We start from the raw sequence: 16,194 nt of genomic DNA on the forward strand, positions 1-16,194 counted from the left end.
TCAATAAATTATTTCAACATCGGCTTTAAGAAACGACCTGTATGGGAAATTTCAACATCAGCCACTTGTTCAGGTGTGCCTTCGGCAATGATCATACCACCGCCCGAACCACCTTCTGGACCTAAGTCGACAACCCAGTCAGCTGTTTTAATCACATCAAGGTTATGTTCAATCACCACAATGGTATTACCTTTGTTGCGTAGCTCATGCAAAATGTCGAGTAACTTGGCAATATCGTGGAAATGTAGACCTGTTGTTGGTTCATCCAAGATATATAAAGTTTTACCCGTATCTCGTTTTGCTAACTCACGCGCTAGTTTTACACGCTGTGCTTCACCACCAGAGAGAGTGGTCGCAGCTTGACCTAAACGAATATAGCCTAAGCCCACCTGAGTTAAGGTTTCTAAGCGGCGGTGAATGACTGGAATTGCACTAAAGAATTCAGCAGCATCTTCAACCGTCATTTCTAAAACATCAGAAATGTTTTTGCCTTTATAACCGACTTCAAGTGTTTCACGGTTATAACGTTTGCCATGACATGCATCACAAGGTACATACATGTCTGGCAAGAAGTGCATTGCGACCTTAATCATGCCATCGCCTTCACAGGCTTCACAGCGTCCGCCTTTCACGTTAAACGAGAAACGGCCTGCACTATAACCACGCGCTTTTGCCTCTGGCGTTTGAGCAAATAATTCACGGATTGGCGTAAATAGCCCTGTGTACGTTGCAGGGTTAGAGCGTGGTGTACGTCCAATCGGACTTTGGTCAATATCAACAACTTTATCAAGGTGTTGTAGACCATCAATTGAGTCAAACTTTTCAGCTGTTAAGGTCGTTGCGCCATTGAGTTGTGTTGCAGCCAATGGAAGCAAAGTGCGGTTAATGAGTGTCGATTTACCCGAACCTGAAACACCAGTCACACAAGTCATAATGCCGAGCGGAATTTTTAAATCGACATTTTTAAGATTATGACCACTTGCACCAGAAAGCTTGATGAACTCATCTGGGCGTGGTGATTGAGTCCGTTGTTTTGGTATTTCAATTTTCAGTTTGCCAGAAAGGTATTGACCTGTGAGTGAGTCAGCGTGATTAGCCAATTCATCGTAAGTTCCTTCGGCAATAATCACGCCACCATGTATCCCGGCTCCCGGACCGATATCAATAATATGGTCGGCTGCACGAATAGCATCTTCATCGTGTTCAACGACTAATACCGTATTACCTAAATCACGTAAGCGAATCAGCGTTTGTAATAGACGATCATTATCGCGTTGATGTAGGCCAATCGATGGTTCATCAAGGACATACATCACACCCATTAAACCTGCACCAATTTGTGAGGCTAAACGGATACGCTGTGCTTCACCGCCCGATAACGTTTCGGCAGAACGAGCTAAACTTAAATAGTTAAGTCCAACACTCACCAAGAAATGTAAACGTTCACGAATCTCTTTAAAGATTTTATCAGCGATTTCACCTTTAGCGCCTTCAAGATTTAAATCTTGATAATAACTTTCAGCATCACCAATCGACATGCGAGTAATGTCGGCAATCGTTTTATCTTTAACGCGAACATGACGTGAAATTTCATTTAGACGTGAGCCATCACATGCATCACACGCTGCATTAGAAAGGTATTGAGCTAAGTCGTCTCGTACATAGTTACTTTCAGTTTCACGGTAACGACGTTCAAGGTGAGGCAAAATTCCTTCAAATGGTTGTACGCGAGTATGTTTACGACCACGCTCATCGATATAGCTTAAATCAACTTTTTCTTTGCCAGTACCTTGTAAGAATTTCTTTTGAGTGTCTTTATCTAGCTGGTTCCAAGGCGTATCAAGTTGAAAACCAAAATGATCGGCAACTTTTTGTAGCATCGAATAGTAATATGGACGTTGACGATCCCAGCCACGAATAGCCCCTTCACTAATTGCAAGATCTGGATTTGGAATGAGCTTTTCAGAACTAAAATGACTGCGTGTACCTAAGCCATCGCAAACAGGGCAGGCACCGAACGGGTTGTTAAATGAAAATAAGCGAGGCTCAAGCTCTGCGACTGCACGATCACACTCAGGACATGAATGTTTCGCAGAAAAAACACGATCAGGATGTTCGCCATTCATCCATGACAAAACAGCAATATCGCCACCTAAACGCAGTGCAGTTTCAAATGATTCGGCAATACGGTTACCTAAGTCTTCACGCACTTTAAAGCGGTCAACGACAACTTCGATGGTGTGCTTTTTCTTTTTGTCGAGTTCAGGTGGCGTATCAATATCGATGATTTCACCATCAACACGGGCACGAACAAAACCTTGGCCTTGTAGTTGCTCGAACAGGTTGCTGTATTCACCTTTACGTTCACGAACGACAGGGGCAAGCAACATGAGTGCTGTGCCTTCTTCAAGTGTTTTTACCGCATCGACCATTTCAGAAATAGTTTGTGCAACCATCGGCAAGTCGTGTTCAGGGCAATATGGCGTACCGACACGTGCATAAAGCAAACGCAAATAGTCATAAATTTCGGTAATCGTACCTACCGTTGAACGTGGGTTATGACTCGTAGATTTTTGCTCAATGGCAATCGCTGGAGATAAACCTTCAATCGAATCGACTTCAGGCTTTTCCATTTGCGATAAAAATTGGCGAGCATAGGCCGAAAGCGATTCGACGTAACGGCGTTGTCCTTCGGCGTACAGGGTATCGAAGGCAAGAGAAGATTTTCCTGAACCTGATAACCCCGTAATTACCACAAACTTATCGCGTGGAATATCGAGAGACACATTTTTTAAATTATGGGTACGTGCGCCTCGAATACGGATATGACTTTGGCTCATAAAACATCTCAATTATGTATTAATGAAAATTTAGGTGTTGTTTTGATTAGCACAGGGAGATGTGGCTATTTATAAACAACAGACCCTATATATGATAACGATTTAAAATTGTTCAAGTGGTACAAAATGATTTAAAGCGACAAATTGTGACGGTTAAACGACAATCGACAAAATTTGTTTAAATAAGCAGGTTGTATTTTTAACATTCCTTTCTTTTGATTTCTACTTCTTAGCAAATTTTATTGAGCAACATAATTTTACTAGACGACTGGTCTAATAGTGGGGTATGGTGTCTGCATGAAACGATTAAATAAAAGCGAAACCACGCGACAACATATTTTGGATACGAGCTTTGAGCTGGTATTACACAAAGGATTTGTCGGTGTTGGTTTGCAAGAAATTTTAAAGACTTGTGACGTACCCAAAGGTTCGTTCTATCACTACTTTGCTTCGAAAGAGGCATTTGGTTGTGCCTTGCTAGAGCAATACATGGCCAATTATAAGGTTCGTATGGAACAACTTTGGCAGCACAGTGAACAAAGTGCTCATGCCCGTTTAATGGCGTTGTGGCAGGCGTGGATTGATGATCCAGTATATGGCAGCTGGGCTGAAAACTGCCTGATTGTGAAATTGGCGGCAGAGGTTTCGGATTTGTCGGAAGATATGCGCCAAATTCTCAATGACGGTGTGTACAAATTAACGCAGCGTCTGGCTTTGCTACTCAAAGAAGGACAACAAGAAGGGTCAATTCCAAAACATATTGATCCTTTGAAAACTGCGCAAGTCATGTATCAGTTATGGTTGGGTGCCGCTTTGCTCACAAAATTGTCTCAAGACAAAGCACATCTACATCTAGCTTTAGAAACGACCCAACAACTCTTAAAACCGATAGAGGAATAAAGAATGCGAAGTATTATCCATGGTAATTTTGGCGAACCTGTAGACGTTTTAGAGCAGGCGGATATGCCAAAGCCGGAACCAAAAGCAGGCGAAGTACGTATTAAAACCATCATGTCTCCAATTCATAATCATGATGTATGGACAGTACGTGGAAGCTATGGCTACAAGCCAACTTTACCTGCGATTGGTGGTAGTGAAGCCGTTGGTATTGTAGATGCGTTGGGCGAAGGCGTTACTCATGTACAGGTAGGACAACGTATCGCAGTTGCATCTGTGCATGGCAGTTGGGCTGAATACTTTATTGCACCGGCTCAAGGGCTTATTCCACTCAATAATGAAATTGATGATGAGACAGCAGCACAGCTGATTGGTATGCCAATTAGTGCCCTCATGCTTTTAGACTTTGTAAATGTTCAACCGGGTCAATGGCTCATTCAAAACACGGCAAATGGTGCAGTAGGTAAAACAGTTGCGATGATTGCACAGGCACGTGGTTTACCTGTGATTAATCTGGTTCGTCGTACTGATGCAATTGCCGAGATGCAAGCATTAGGTATTCAACATGTTGTTGCGACTGATCAGCCAAACTGGAAAGAGCAAGTTAAACAGATTCATGGCGACCAACCTCTTATTGCTGGTGTGGACTCGATTGGTGGCAGCGCAAGTGGGGAAATGCTGAATTTACTCAGTGAAAATAGTCTATTGGTTTCGTTTGGCAGTATGACTGGTGAAACCATGCAAATTTCATCGGGCGATTTGATTTTCAAACAAGCGACAGTAAAAGGTTTCTGGGCGAGTGTAGTCAACAAAGAAATGCCAGCAGCTCGTAAAAAGGAACTGATTGTTGAGTTATTAACGTTAGCAACTCAGAAAAAATTAATCCTACCTGTAGAAGGTGTATTTAGTTTTGATGAGATTAAAACAGCTGCCCAAAGAGCAACACAAGGTGCTCGCCAAGGCAAGGTGTTGTTAAAACCGTAACACACTAAAAGATCAGTCGAGAGACTGATCTTTTTTCATATCTTTAAAATAAAAAGGAAAACTATATGATCGGACAAATATTCATTGCGCTTATTGCCATATTACATGTCTACATTTTAGTGCTAGAGATGTTTTTATGGGACAAGCCTTATGGCATGAAAGCATTTGGAAATAATGCAGAGAAAGCAAAACTCACCAAAGTTATGGCACAGAACCAAGGGCTTTATAATGGTTTTTTAGCGGCGGGTTTGTTTTGGTCTTTATTGGCTAATGCACCGTTTGCGACATCAATCGCCAATTTCTTTTTAGGCTGTGTACTCATTGCAGGTATCTATGGTGGTCTGACTGCCAGTAAAAAGATTATTTATATTCAGGCAGTTCCAGCAATAATTGCTTTAGTCGCTGTTAATTTTCTTTAAAAAGAGCAAAATACAGCGTTTTGAGTTTGAATGACCAGATAGGATCAGCGCATGTGGGCGTTATTTTTAAAATGTATGCTGGGGGCTGGGGTTGTCCTCATTATTTCGATTTTATCGAAAAGTAAGGCATTTTATATTGCTGGTTTAGTCCCGCTTTTTCCTACCTTTGCTTTGATTGCTCATGTGATTGTTTTTCAGCAAAAAGGGGCGGAGGCATTACAAAAAACCGCTCTGTTTGGCCTATGGTCACTTATTCCTTATGCCATTTATTTAGTTGCTGTTTATGTGCTGGCAACACGGATGTCGATGTGGTCTTGTCTAGGATTGGCAACTCTATGTTGGGTGGTTGCTGCGGCAGGCTTAATTTATGGCTGGCAGCTATTTCAGCATTAAAAGATTAAGAGAAATCTCTTAATCTTTTAAATTGAACTATTTTTATGAATGCTCAACAACACGGGTTTTGAGCATGCCTTCAACTAAATTAATCATCTTTTGGCGAGAAAGAATTCGGGGCAATTGAGACGTCAAATAGTTGCTACATCCCACCACAACTGTTGCTTTATTCTTATCTAATGCTTTAACCGTTGCAGACACAACGTCCTCAACTGTAGAGCTTTTCATACCACTCGTATCTGCATTTGCGACCTGAGTAAAATTGGTTTCGGTATTGCCCGGACAAACTGCCAGAAATTTAACTCCCGAAGATGCATATTCCCCCGCAAGCGCTTCAGTAAACTGTAATACATAAGACTTACTAGCACCATAAACAGCAATGTAGGGTAACGGCTGGAACGCACCTGTCGATGAAATATTAATCATGATGCCTTTTTTGTTCGAAAGCATGTGGGGCAGAAATAAATAACACAAAGATGTTACGCTGCTGATGTTAAGCGTGATCATTTCTTGATAGGTAGATACAGATTGATCTAAAAATTTAGTCCATTTTCCAAACCCTGCGTTATTAATTAGGATTTCTACCGATAAATTTCTAGCTTGTATTTCATCAAATAAGTCTTGAGCTGAATTGGGTTGAGCTAAATCTAAAACGATCACCTCAACATTCACGTTATATTTTTTTCTGAGTTCATCGGCTAAATCATTTAGTTTTTGTTCAGAGCGTGCTGTTAAAATTAAATGAACTCCTAAAGATGCAAATTTTTGAGCATAGGCTTTGCCTATTCCTGAAGATGCGCCTGTAATTAATGCTGTTGAATTTTTAAATATTGAAAGATGAGCACTCATTTTATTGGTCCGTAATAAAAGAAGTCATTACGATAAACCTTGTCCCTAAGGGCAGAGTCAAGCTCTCATTTTGAAGGCTATTTGCAGATTTTAATCAGCTGTTTTAGGCAGAAATCTTATTGGTAATATAAGTCTGAATAATCTCATCTTCCAGTTCTTTTAAATCTTCTTGTAAACGATTTAATGCTTCTTTTTGTTCAATAATTTGTTGGTTCTTTTTTTGAATAAGCTGCTGTGCAATTTCTACAGGAAAGCGATTATTTTTATATTTTAAAGCTGACAGGTCATAAAGTTCGGCAAGGCTAAATCCAACAGCTTGTGCAAGGCGAATCATCTTAACTGATTTAACATCAATCTCTTCATAAATACGATAATTGCCTTTTCTTTTTGCCACAGGTAGCAAGCCTAATTTCTCGTAATGCCGAATGGCTTTAGGAGTGGCTCCAGTTAAAGATGCTAATTCGCCGATATACATATTTATCTCGCATTTTATTAAAAACGGTCAGCGTATTGAACCATCTGACCGATTCTTTTGAAGTTTTAAATATGGTCTAAACCTAGCCATTGTCTTTGGTGGTAGGCGCTATCCCAAAATAACCATTCAAGTTTTGCACCCATGGTGTAAGCAGCATGCATTTTTTCTAAAGTGTCTGTATCACAACGTGCAGCAACCTTGTCTACTGTCGCAATCACATTACGAACGGCTATATGGAACTCTTCACCTGCATAGGTATCAATCCATGCTTGATAAGGGTTATTAGGAATTGATTTATCTACAATATCTTTACCGACTTCGGCATAAATCCAGAAGCAAGGTAACAGTGCAGCGAGTACGACAGGGTAGCTTTCAGACCAAGCAGTTGCTGTTAAAAATGAAGTGTAATGATGGCCTGCTAAAGTTAATGGCGTATTTTTAAATTCTTCTTTGGTCACCCCAAAGTTTTTCATGAAGTCATCATGCAAGCTGCGTTCAACCACAATTGCAATTTTAGCAGCATCTGAAAATTGCATAATATCGTCAGCCTCGAACGCCTTTGCTGCCGCAACAGCAAGTACGCGACCATACGCCACTAAATATTGAGCATCTTGAATGACATAATGACAAAAAGCTTCTTTATCTAAAGTACCGTTAGCAAGTTCCTGATTAAAAGGCAGGTCGAGAATTTTCTGATATAAATTTAAATTACGTTGCCAGAGTTCTTGAGAAAAAAGCATAAAATCATTCCATTTAAAATAAGACAGCTGAACCGGATTTTAAATCAATTTTAAAATACAAAAATAATAATGATAGATATATCGCAAGAAAATATTTAATACGATTAATAAGTTAATTAGATATTATAAATTTCTTTATTAAACAGAGAGATAAAGTAACGGGAATAACGGCACAAAACAACATCGTTTTGTGGTTAATTATCGATATAATAGCCGCGGTTTTAAGAAAGATTAAATTTAGTTCTTGGTATAGGTCTGATCCATGAAGCATTTCCGATTTTCGATATTTTTTACGGTGGTGTGTTTAGCACTATCCGCGTATTGGGGTTTTACCCATGGACCTGAAGCTGGCGTGTCTACCATGCTTAAAGCTTTAACAATTACAGCGATTTTAGCGGTAATGGAGGTCTCTTTATCTTTTGACAATGCTGTCGTAAATGCATCGGTTCTACGTAATTGGGATCCGTTCTGGAAAATGATCTTTTTAACGGTAGGTATTTTAATCGCCGTTTTTGGTATGCGTCTGATTTTCCCTGTCGTGATTGTTGCTGTAACCGCTGATATGGGTGTTATTGAAGTGGCAAAATTGGCACTCAACGATCCGAAAACTTATTCTGAGCGCTTAATGGCGCACCACGCTGAAATTTCAGCTTTTGGTGGAACATTCTTATTATTAGTTTTCTTAAACTTCTTCTTTGATGATGAAAAAGAAACCCATTGGTTTAGATGGCTTGAATCTAAACTTTCAAGTTTAGCTAGCGTACCTGCAATGTCTGTTTTTATTGCTTTGATCGCTTTAATTGTGATGGCTGGTTATGTAGATGACCATCAACGTTTAGCAGTGACCATGGCCGGTATTTGGGGCATTGTGGTTTACATTGGCGTTGAAGTATTAAGTCATTTGTTAGGTGGTGAGCCTGAAATTGATGAAAATGGTAATGCTGTATTACAAGATGGCTCGGGTGCTGCGTCTGGTGTGGTTAAAGCTGGTTTAGGCGGTTTCTTATATCTTGAAGTATTAGATGCATCATTCAGTTTTGACGGTGTGATCGGTGCTTTTGCAATTACCAGCGATGTTGTTGTGATTATGTTGGGTCTTGCAATCGGTGCTATTTTTGTCCGTTCAATGACGGTTTATCTTGTTGAAAAAGGTACGCTAGATGCTTACGTGTTCTTGGAACATGGTGCGCATTACGCAATTGGTGCTTTAGCATTCATTATGATTGCAAGTGGTACAGGCGTACATGTACCTGAAGTTGTGACAGGTTTAATTGGTGTAGCGTTTATTGTGTGGGCTGTTATTGCTTCAATTCAATATTCGAAGCGCGAGCAACAGTCGCCTTAAGCTAATTTTCAGTAAAGTTCGATAGAATAAAGAGGCTGAATGCCTCTTTATTTTTTTAAGCTGAAATCGTTAATTTAAATAAGGTGTCCCGTATTTTTAGAAACGAATCGGCTTATAATTTGCCTAGTTTGATAAACGTGTATTGATATGATGAATGCTTTGGAACGTCGCTCAACTTTTGCCTTAAGTAGTATTTTTGCACTACGCATGTTGGGTTTGTTCATGATTATTCCTGTCTTTTCTGTAGTCGGGCAGTCATATCAATATGCGACTCCAGCACTCATTGGTTTGGCTGTGGGTGTCTATGGTTTAAGTCAGGCGATTTTACAGATTCCATTTAGCTTACTTGCTGACCGTTTTAGCCGGAAACCTCTTGTGGTGCTTGGCTTGTTACTCTTTGCTATTGGCGGTGCAATTGCCGGTTTATCTGACACGATTTATGGCGTGATTATTGGCCGTGCCATCGCAGGTGCGGGTGCAGTTTCAGCAGTCGTGATGGCGCTTTTAGCCGATGTGACGCGTGAAGAGCAGCGCACTAAAGCCATGGCTGCCATGGGCATGAGTATTGGTCTGTCTTTTGTGGTGGCTTTTAGTCTTGGACCTTGGCTCACAAGCCTTGTCGGCATTTCTGGTTTGTTCTTTGTCACGACCATTATGGGCTTAATCGCGATTTTGATGCTCTTGCTTGTACCTAAAGTAACTCGTCATCATCGTAATTATCAGCAAGGCTACATAGCGCAGCTTAAGCAAGTTATTCAAATGGGCGATTTAAACCGTTTACACGTTTCGGTTTTTGCATTGCATTTATTGCTTACCGCCATGTTTATTTATGTGCCTTCACAGCTTATCGAGTTTGCCCATATTCCTTTAGCCAGTCATGGTTTGGTGTATCTGCCACTACTAGTAATTAGTCTGTTTTTTGCATTTCCAAGCATTATCGTGGCTGAAAAATATCGCAAAATGCGAGGCATTTTCTTAACTGCTATTACAGGCATTATTGCAGGTTTGTTGCTGCTCATATTTGGTTATCAATCAAAATATGTATTACTCGCAGGCCTAGGGATTTTCTTCATTGCCTTTAATGTGATGGAAGCATTATTGCCATCTTGGTTATCAAAATGTGCGCCAATTCAATCAAAAGCAACTGCTATGGGTGTAAATGCCAGTAGTCAGTTTTTAGGTGCTTTTTTCGGCGGTACACTAGGTGGTCAATTATTGATGTTACATAATACTGCGATTGGATGGAGTGTCTTAACAGGGATTGCTATAATATGGTTGCTAATTAGTTTTGGTTTAGCTCAGCCGCGGTATTTGTCATCAATTGTGTTGCCATTACCGCAAGTGCAACAGGTGAATGAGTGGACCACACAGCTATTGGCAATTCGTGGTATAGAAGAAGTTGTGGTGATGCCTGACCAGCAAGTTGCTTATATTAAAGTCGATAAACAGACTCTTGATGAGGCTGCGCGACGTGATTTAACGCAGTTGTTCGGTAAAGAGGTAGCCATTTAAGCATAACTCTTATAAAGTAAAACATAGAAATGAATAGGATGAAGACAGCTAATGCGTGGTGTAAATAAGGTTATTTTGGTTGGTACTTTGGGTCGTGATCCTGAAACAAAAACTTTTCCAAATGGGGGCTCGCTGACTCAATTTTCAATCGCAACAAGTGAAGCTTGGACCGATAAAACTTCAGGTGAGCGTAAAGAACAAACTGAATGGCACCGTATTGTTTTGCATAACCGTTTAGGGGAAATTGCTCAGCAGTTCCTACGTAAAGGTTCTAAGGTTTATATTGAAGGTTCATTACGCACGCGTCAGTGGACTGATCAAAATGGTCAAGAGCGCTATACAACAGAAATTCGTGGCGAACAGATGCAAATGTTAGATGGTCGTCAACAAGGTGAACAAGGTTTCGCTGGCGGTAATGATTTTAACCAACCACGTTTTAACGCACCTCAACAAGGTGGTAATGGTTATCAAAATAATAACAACCAAGGTGGCGGCTACGGCCAAAACAATGGCGGTGGTTATGGTGGCCAAGGTGGTTTCGGTAATGGTGGTAACAGCCCACAAGGTAGTGGTTTCGCTCCTAAAGCGCCACAACAACCTGCGTCTGCACCAGCTGATTTAGACGACGATTTACCGTTCTAATCAAAAGGTTAAAGAAAGGCGAGTTTATCTCGCCTTTTTTATTACTCAATTCCGAGCAAACGTATTAGGGCGGTGCCTGCTGCTGCTAAGCAAATTACCAATAAAAGCGGTACTTTTTTCCAAACCAAGAGAAGTGCTAGCCCAACACCGAATATACGCGCGAAACCTGCAAAATCTTGGCCTTCAAAAAATGTCGTCGTGACTGCAATCGCACAGAGTAAAACAGTCGCACCGTTTGAGAGTAAAACTTGGTATTTTTCAGAAAAAGTAAACTTGGCGCCTAAGTGAAAACCAGCAAAACGAATCCCATATGTTCCAAGTGCTAACAAGCCTATTCCTAAAATAATGAGTAATTGTTGATTCATTTTTTTCTACCCCATATCAAGCCAAAAAGTGAAATCAGAATTGGAAGTCCTGAGGCCAAAAAAGGTGTGGTAATCAGTGCCAAAGTTGATCCGGCAAATGCAGCTTTTCGGGTAGATTTGTTCTTTAAAGCATTAAAAGTAAGTGCAATTAAAATAGCAGGGAAAATGGCATCTAGACCAAATGTTTTTGGGTCTGGAATAGCGCTTCCAATAAAATAACCCGCCGTTACACCCAGTGGCCAAGTTAGCATTATGCCTATACCACATAGCCAGTAAGCGGCTTTTTTTGTCCCGAAATCGGGCTGTGCCATGCCAAACAAAACGCTTTCATCGTTCATGATATGAGCCCCGAAATATCGAGAGAATTTACCTCTGATTAATTCATTGACCGCAATACCAAAAGGCAGATGTCTTAAATTGACGAGTAGTCCTGCAATCGCAGCAGCAATTGGGCTACCACCAACTGCCAAGAACCCAATAAAAATAAATTCGGCAGTTCCTGCGAGCACAAATATAGATAGGCAAAGCGGGATCCAGAGCGCTAAGCCATAGCTTGCGGCGAGTGAACCTAAAGACATACCGACAACACTGGTTGCTAGACAGACAAAGAAAATTGAGCGGGTGGTGTCTTTACTAAGTTTCTTAATGAGAGCGTATGTGGACATAGTATGATATAACGAACGATTTTCCATTATAATGAATAAGTCTGATTGTTTTGTCAAAACGAACGATCGTTTTTTTTATAGAACGGATGTGGTGAATGTCTCAGCCAATTGAAATTATTGCCAAAGGTTTAAATCGTGAACGTCAAAGAGCAGGGCTTTCTTTGGCAGAGGTTGCCCGTCGTGCAGGCGTTGCAAAGTCTACACTTTCTCAATTAGAGGCTGGCCAAGGAAACCCAAGCATTGAAACCTTATGGGCACTTTGTGTGGCGTTAAATATTCCATTTGCACGTTTGATGGAAGAACCGAGCAATCAAGTACAAGTCATTCGCTGTGGCGATGGGCCAACAGTGAGTTCCGAGATTGCCAATTACAAAGCAATTTTGCTAGCGACTTGTCCACCGCATGCGCGCCGAGATGTGTATTTATTGATTGTTGAGCCAGGCGAAGACCGTCTTTCAGAACCTCATCCAGTTGGTTCTGTGGAGCACATTATTGTGGTCGAAGGTAAAGCTTTAGTGGGCTTAATTGATGAAGCTGTTGAGCTCGGTGTCGGAGATTATATTTGTTACCCTGCCGACCAGAAACATATCTTTAGAGCCTTGGAAACAGGTACAAAAGCATTATTAATCTCTGAACAAAACTAAAGAATTCCAATCTTATTAAAGTGAAACTTAATTATTTTCAGAATAAAAACTTAAAACCATTTACCAGAATTCAGACAAAAAGAGCCAATTTTGCGTATAAATTTTGCAATTGGCCCTCTCTTTTATTCCAAAAATGGCTCTCGTTTCTTGACTGCCGAAACGACAAATTAAAGCCATTGGAAGTATGCATACGGAAGCGCCGGATAAGCTCAGTGATTTTTCTGTTTTAGGAATTGGGCAGAACGGCTAAATTTTTAGGGGATATTTTTTGGCTTCGGAGGTTTTCCGAGACTAGCCGATATCCTCCATATATTAAGGAAAATGATATGGCAGCTCATCAAAATGGTTCTGAAGCCAATCACTCCCAAAGTTTAAAACATGGACTCAAATCACGCCACTTAACGATGATCTCGATTGCAGGGGTAATTGGTGGCTCTTTATTCGTAGGCTCGGGCAGTATTATTTACAATACGGGACCTGTAGTTTTTCTAACTTACGCGTTAGGTGGTTTACTCGTTTGGTTCATCATGCGTATGTTAGGCGAGATGGCCGTTTTAAACCCTGATAGTGGCTCTTTTTCAACATATGCTGACCGTGCGATTGGTCGTTGGGCAGGTTTCTCAATTGGCTGGTTGTATTGGTGTACGCTCGCAATGCTCATGGGGTGGGAAGCTTATGTGGCAGGTAAAATTTTAAATAATTGGTTCCCATTTATACCGATCTGGGCCTATATGGTTGTCGTGATTGGTGCATTGGTCGCAGTCAATTTACAAAACGTGAAAAACTATGGCGAATTTGAGTTCTGGTTTGCACTCATCAAAGTCATCGCGATTGTTATCTTCTTGGTGATTGGTAGTTTAGCCATCATGCATTTGTGGCCTTGGGGCAATCCAGCTGCTTCTGGTATTAGCAATTTAACCTCTCAAGGCTTTATGCCAAATGGAGGGTCATCCGTTATTACTGCATTGCTTGGGGTCATGTTTGCTTATATTGGCGCTGAGATTGTTACCGTAGCAGCGGCAGAGTCTGCAAATCCATCTAAAGAAATTCGTAAAGCATCGAACTCGGTGGTTTGGCGAATTATTTTATTCTATGTAGGTTCAATGTTTGTTGCGGTATGTTTGATACCTCATAACAATGAACTTTTGAAAGATTCGACTTGGGGAACCTATAGTGTGACTCTATCTGCACTCGGGATTCCGGGGGCGCGCCATATCGTAAATTTTGTAGTTCTCACGTCGGTATGTAGTTGCTTTAACTCAGCACTGTATACGTGTTCACGTATGCTGTTTTCTTTAGCTAAACGTGGTGACGCACCGAAAAGTTTTGGGTCTGTAAACAGTAAAAGCAGTCCGTGGGTAGGTGTGATTGTGTCATGCTTCTTCTCTGTGATTGCCGTGATTTTAACTGCAACTAAGAGTATGGATGTTTACGACTTTTTCATGCTAACGACAGGTGCAGCAACACTCTATGTGTACCTGACCATTGCTTATTCTCAGCTTCGTATGCGTAAAAAATTAGAAGCTGAAGGTGTGAAAATTGACTTTAAAATGTGGATGTTCCCTTACTTAACTTACGTGGTGATCTTTGCAATTATTGGCGCAATTCTTACCATGTTGATTGAAGGTACCTATTTTAAAGAAGTGATTTACACCACTGCATTGTTCGGCATTATTGTGTTCTTCGGATTGTTGTCTGAAAAATTGGGTTGGGGTAAAGAACGTAGAGCGACCCATTTAACCCATACGCATGAAGAAAAGTTAGTTTAAATTTTTAAATAAAAAAGAGCCTCACAATGAGGCTCTTTTTTATTTGGCTTAGTACGAGAAAACAGTTAATTCAGCGTAGGTACGCCTGCTTCACGTAAGCACTGGAGCAAGACGCCAAAAGCCATCACCATGTCTTTTTCATTTACACAGGCAAAGCCCATGAGCAGTCCACGCTCTGCATGTGCATGCGATTGCATATAGTACTGTGAAAGTGGGCGAACTTTGACACCACGTTCAAGTGCGGTTGTTGCAATTGCGACATCATCGCAAGAGTTTGGCAGTTTTAAAACCAAGTGTAATCCTGCTGCTTCGTCATATTCATGAATAAATTCGGGGCCAAGATAGCGTTTAATCAGACTGACTAAATAATCGCGTCTCTTTCCATAAAGTAAACGCATACGACGAATATGCGCTTCGTAATGACCTTCACGAATAAATTCTGCTAGGGCCTTTTGCTCAAGCAAATGTCCACCACGATACAGTTCAGCTGCCACAATACGTAGGGGTGAAAAGAGGGGTTTAGGCACCACCAAATACCCAATTCTTAAAGATGGATAAATAGTTTTACTAAACGTGCCCATGTACAGCACGGGTGCATCATTTTCTAAGCCTTGTAAAGACGGATACGGTTGGCCTGAGAAACGGAACTCACTGTCGTAATCATCTTCTACAATCCAGCTATTGTGCTGGCGGGCAATCTCAATCAGTTTGCGTCGACGATCTAGGCTTAAATGTGAACCCAGTGGATATTGGTGTGATGGCGTGACAAAAATGAGTTTAGGTGGTTTAACCGGATTTTCTTCGGGGATAATGCCTTCGGCATCGACTGGCATGGGTTGAATATCTACGCCATTAATACGCAAAGTGTTACGCATTCCCCAATAGCCTGGATCTTCAATCCAGACGCGATCACCAATATCACTCAGTGCACGCGAAACTAAGTCAATCGCTTGGTGAATACCTTCGGTAATAATAATTTGGTCAGCATCACACTGAACTGAGCGTGCAACGCGCAAGTAATCTGCCAACGCACTTCGAAGTTCAATACAACCACCAGCATTGCTGTAAATTAAGCGGTTGATGTCAGGTTCTCGGCTCAGGCGAGCCTGAATACGACTAAAAATATGATGTGGAAACTCTGTTACGTCGGGTGCTCCCGGTACGAAAGCACCCCATTGGTGTGGCGAGGCCGCGGCATAGCCTAATAAGTTTGAACCACGATTTGAGAGCGCATAAGAGTTTTGAACTTTCGGACTTGAAACTGCTTTTTTCTTATTTTGTGTATTTAAAAAACTCTCTGGTAGTTTCTCGGCAACCCATGTGCCGTGTCCCGTACGAGCCTCTAAATAGCCTTCAGCTTGTAGCTGTTCATAGGCGGTAAGAACAGTATTTCTCGAAACATGAATTTCACTAGCTAAGTCACGTGAAGCGGGCAAGCGTGTTTTAGGCTGAATGACGCCATCAATAATGGCACCACGCAGACAACGGAAAAGGCGTTGATGTAGTTTACCTTCGGTGTCCTGTTGGAGCCGTTGTAATAAATGATCTCCAAGTAAACTACGCAATTGGCTCTCTCCTACAGTTAAAAAATGGCTCTCGTCAGTTGCCGCCAGACGAGCGAAATTACATGCATAGGCAGTCGTTGTAAAGCACCC

General features: G+C 41.2%; 16 protein-coding genes. 9 read left to right on the forward strand and 7 right to left on the reverse strand.

Translation table 11 applies throughout. The annotated features are described in order from the left end of the window. Positions 1–8: 8 nt before the first annotated feature. Positions 9–2,840: an excinuclease ABC subunit UvrA gene (gene uvrA / locus AOLE_RS00930; protein ID WP_013196616.1), complete on the reverse strand. Its 2,832-nt coding sequence runs from the start codon at positions 2,838–2,840 to the stop codon at positions 9–11. Between the two features lie 297 nt (positions 2,841–3,137). On the opposite strand from uvrA, the gene AOLE_RS00935 reads away from it, so the two are divergent. The 4 genes from AOLE_RS00935 to AOLE_RS00950 all read left to right on the forward strand — a co-directional run bounded on the left by AOLE_RS00935 (position 3,138) and on the right by AOLE_RS00950 (position 5,533). After that, positions 3,138–3,740, forward strand: coding sequence for a TetR/AcrR family transcriptional regulator (locus AOLE_RS00935; protein ID WP_005300697.1), 603 nt, complete (start codon positions 3,138–3,140; stop codon positions 3,738–3,740). Between the two features lie 3 nt (positions 3,741–3,743). Further along, entirely contained in the window at positions 3,744–4,721 is a 978-nt protein-coding gene (locus tag AOLE_RS00940; RefSeq protein ID WP_013196617.1) for a zinc-binding dehydrogenase, read from the forward strand. 65 nt (positions 4,722–4,786) lie between these two features. Beyond that, positions 4,787–5,140, forward strand: coding sequence for a DUF1304 domain-containing protein (locus AOLE_RS00945; protein WP_013196618.1), 354 nt, complete (start codon positions 4,787–4,789; stop codon positions 5,138–5,140). A 51-nt stretch (positions 5,141–5,191) separates the two neighbouring features. Further along, the gene (locus AOLE_RS00950) at positions 5,192–5,533 is read left to right on the forward strand and encodes a GlpM family protein (protein WP_013196619.1); all 342 of its coding nucleotides are present in this window, start codon (positions 5,192–5,194) and stop codon (positions 5,531–5,533) included. A gap of 42 nt (positions 5,534–5,575) precedes the next feature. Here the strand turns inward: AOLE_RS00950 and AOLE_RS00955 are convergent, their stop codons facing one another. From AOLE_RS00955 to tenA, 3 genes are all read right to left on the reverse strand, one after another. Next, positions 5,576–6,382, reverse strand: a complete 807-nt coding sequence (locus AOLE_RS00955; RefSeq protein ID WP_013196620.1) for an SDR family NAD(P)-dependent oxidoreductase — start codon at positions 6,380–6,382, stop codon at positions 5,576–5,578. Between the two features lie 103 nt (positions 6,383–6,485). Continuing rightward, positions 6,486–6,857 carry a MerR family transcriptional regulator gene (locus AOLE_RS00960; protein ID WP_013196621.1) on the reverse strand — a complete coding sequence of 124 codons (372 nt, stop codon included), beginning with the start codon at positions 6,855–6,857 and terminating at the stop codon, positions 6,486–6,488. Positions 6,858–6,922: 65 nt separating this feature from the next. Then, a complete protein-coding gene (gene tenA, locus AOLE_RS00965; protein WP_013196622.1) occupies positions 6,923–7,597 on the reverse strand; it encodes a thiaminase II in 675 nt (224 codons plus the stop codon). A 262-nt stretch (positions 7,598–7,859) separates the two neighbouring features. On the opposite strand from tenA, the gene AOLE_RS00970 reads away from it, so the two are divergent. The 3 genes from AOLE_RS00970 (at position 7,860) to ssb (ending at position 11,096) form a co-directional block, all read left to right on the forward strand. Continuing rightward, positions 7,860–8,942 (forward strand): DUF475 domain-containing protein, encoded by a 1,083-nt coding sequence (locus AOLE_RS00970; protein ID WP_005300706.1) that lies wholly within the window; start codon positions 7,860–7,862, stop codon positions 8,940–8,942. 147 nt (positions 8,943–9,089) lie between these two features. Continuing rightward, complete coding sequence (locus AOLE_RS00975; RefSeq protein WP_005300707.1) at positions 9,090–10,454, forward strand: MFS transporter; 1,365 nt, start codon at positions 9,090–9,092, stop codon at positions 10,452–10,454. A 51-nt stretch (positions 10,455–10,505) separates the two neighbouring features. Beyond that, positions 10,506–11,096 carry a single-stranded DNA-binding protein gene (gene ssb / locus AOLE_RS00980; RefSeq protein ID WP_013196624.1) on the forward strand — a complete coding sequence of 197 codons (591 nt, stop codon included), beginning with the start codon at positions 10,506–10,508 and terminating at the stop codon, positions 11,094–11,096. A gap of 41 nt (positions 11,097–11,137) precedes the next feature. On the opposite strand, the gene AOLE_RS00985 is transcribed toward ssb, so the two are convergent. Further along, positions 11,138–11,461, reverse strand: coding sequence for an AzlD domain-containing protein (locus AOLE_RS00985; protein ID WP_004789977.1), 324 nt, complete (start codon positions 11,459–11,461; stop codon positions 11,138–11,140). Then, a complete protein-coding gene (locus tag AOLE_RS00990) occupies positions 11,458–12,153 on the reverse strand; it encodes an AzlC family ABC transporter permease (RefSeq protein WP_023274361.1) in 696 nt (231 codons plus the stop codon). Before AOLE_RS00990 ends, AOLE_RS00985 begins: the two co-directional genes overlap by 4 nt. 68 nt (positions 12,154–12,221) lie before the next feature. On the opposite strand from AOLE_RS00990, the gene AOLE_RS00995 reads away from it, so the two are divergent. Together AOLE_RS00995 and AOLE_RS01000 are read left to right on the forward strand one after the other, a co-directional pair. Further along, complete coding sequence (locus tag AOLE_RS00995) at positions 12,222–12,770, forward strand: helix-turn-helix domain-containing protein (protein ID WP_004789974.1); 549 nt, start codon at positions 12,222–12,224, stop codon at positions 12,768–12,770. Positions 12,771–13,096: 326 nt separating this feature from the next. Continuing rightward, positions 13,097–14,539 carry an amino acid permease gene (locus AOLE_RS01000; protein ID WP_013196626.1) on the forward strand — a complete coding sequence of 481 codons (1,443 nt, stop codon included), beginning with the start codon at positions 13,097–13,099 and terminating at the stop codon, positions 14,537–14,539. A gap of 65 nt (positions 14,540–14,604) precedes the next feature. Here the strand turns inward: AOLE_RS01000 and pdxR are convergent, their stop codons facing one another. Continuing rightward, positions 14,605–16,104: a MocR-like pyridoxine biosynthesis transcription factor PdxR gene (gene pdxR, locus AOLE_RS01005; RefSeq protein ID WP_013196627.1), complete on the reverse strand. Its 1,500-nt coding sequence runs from the start codon at positions 16,102–16,104 to the stop codon at positions 14,605–14,607. Between the last annotated feature and the right edge of the window lie 90 nt (positions 16,105–16,194).

Source organism: Acinetobacter oleivorans DR1 (genome assembly GCF_000196795.1).
GTDB lineage: Bacteria > Pseudomonadota > Gammaproteobacteria > Pseudomonadales > Moraxellaceae > Acinetobacter > Acinetobacter oleivorans.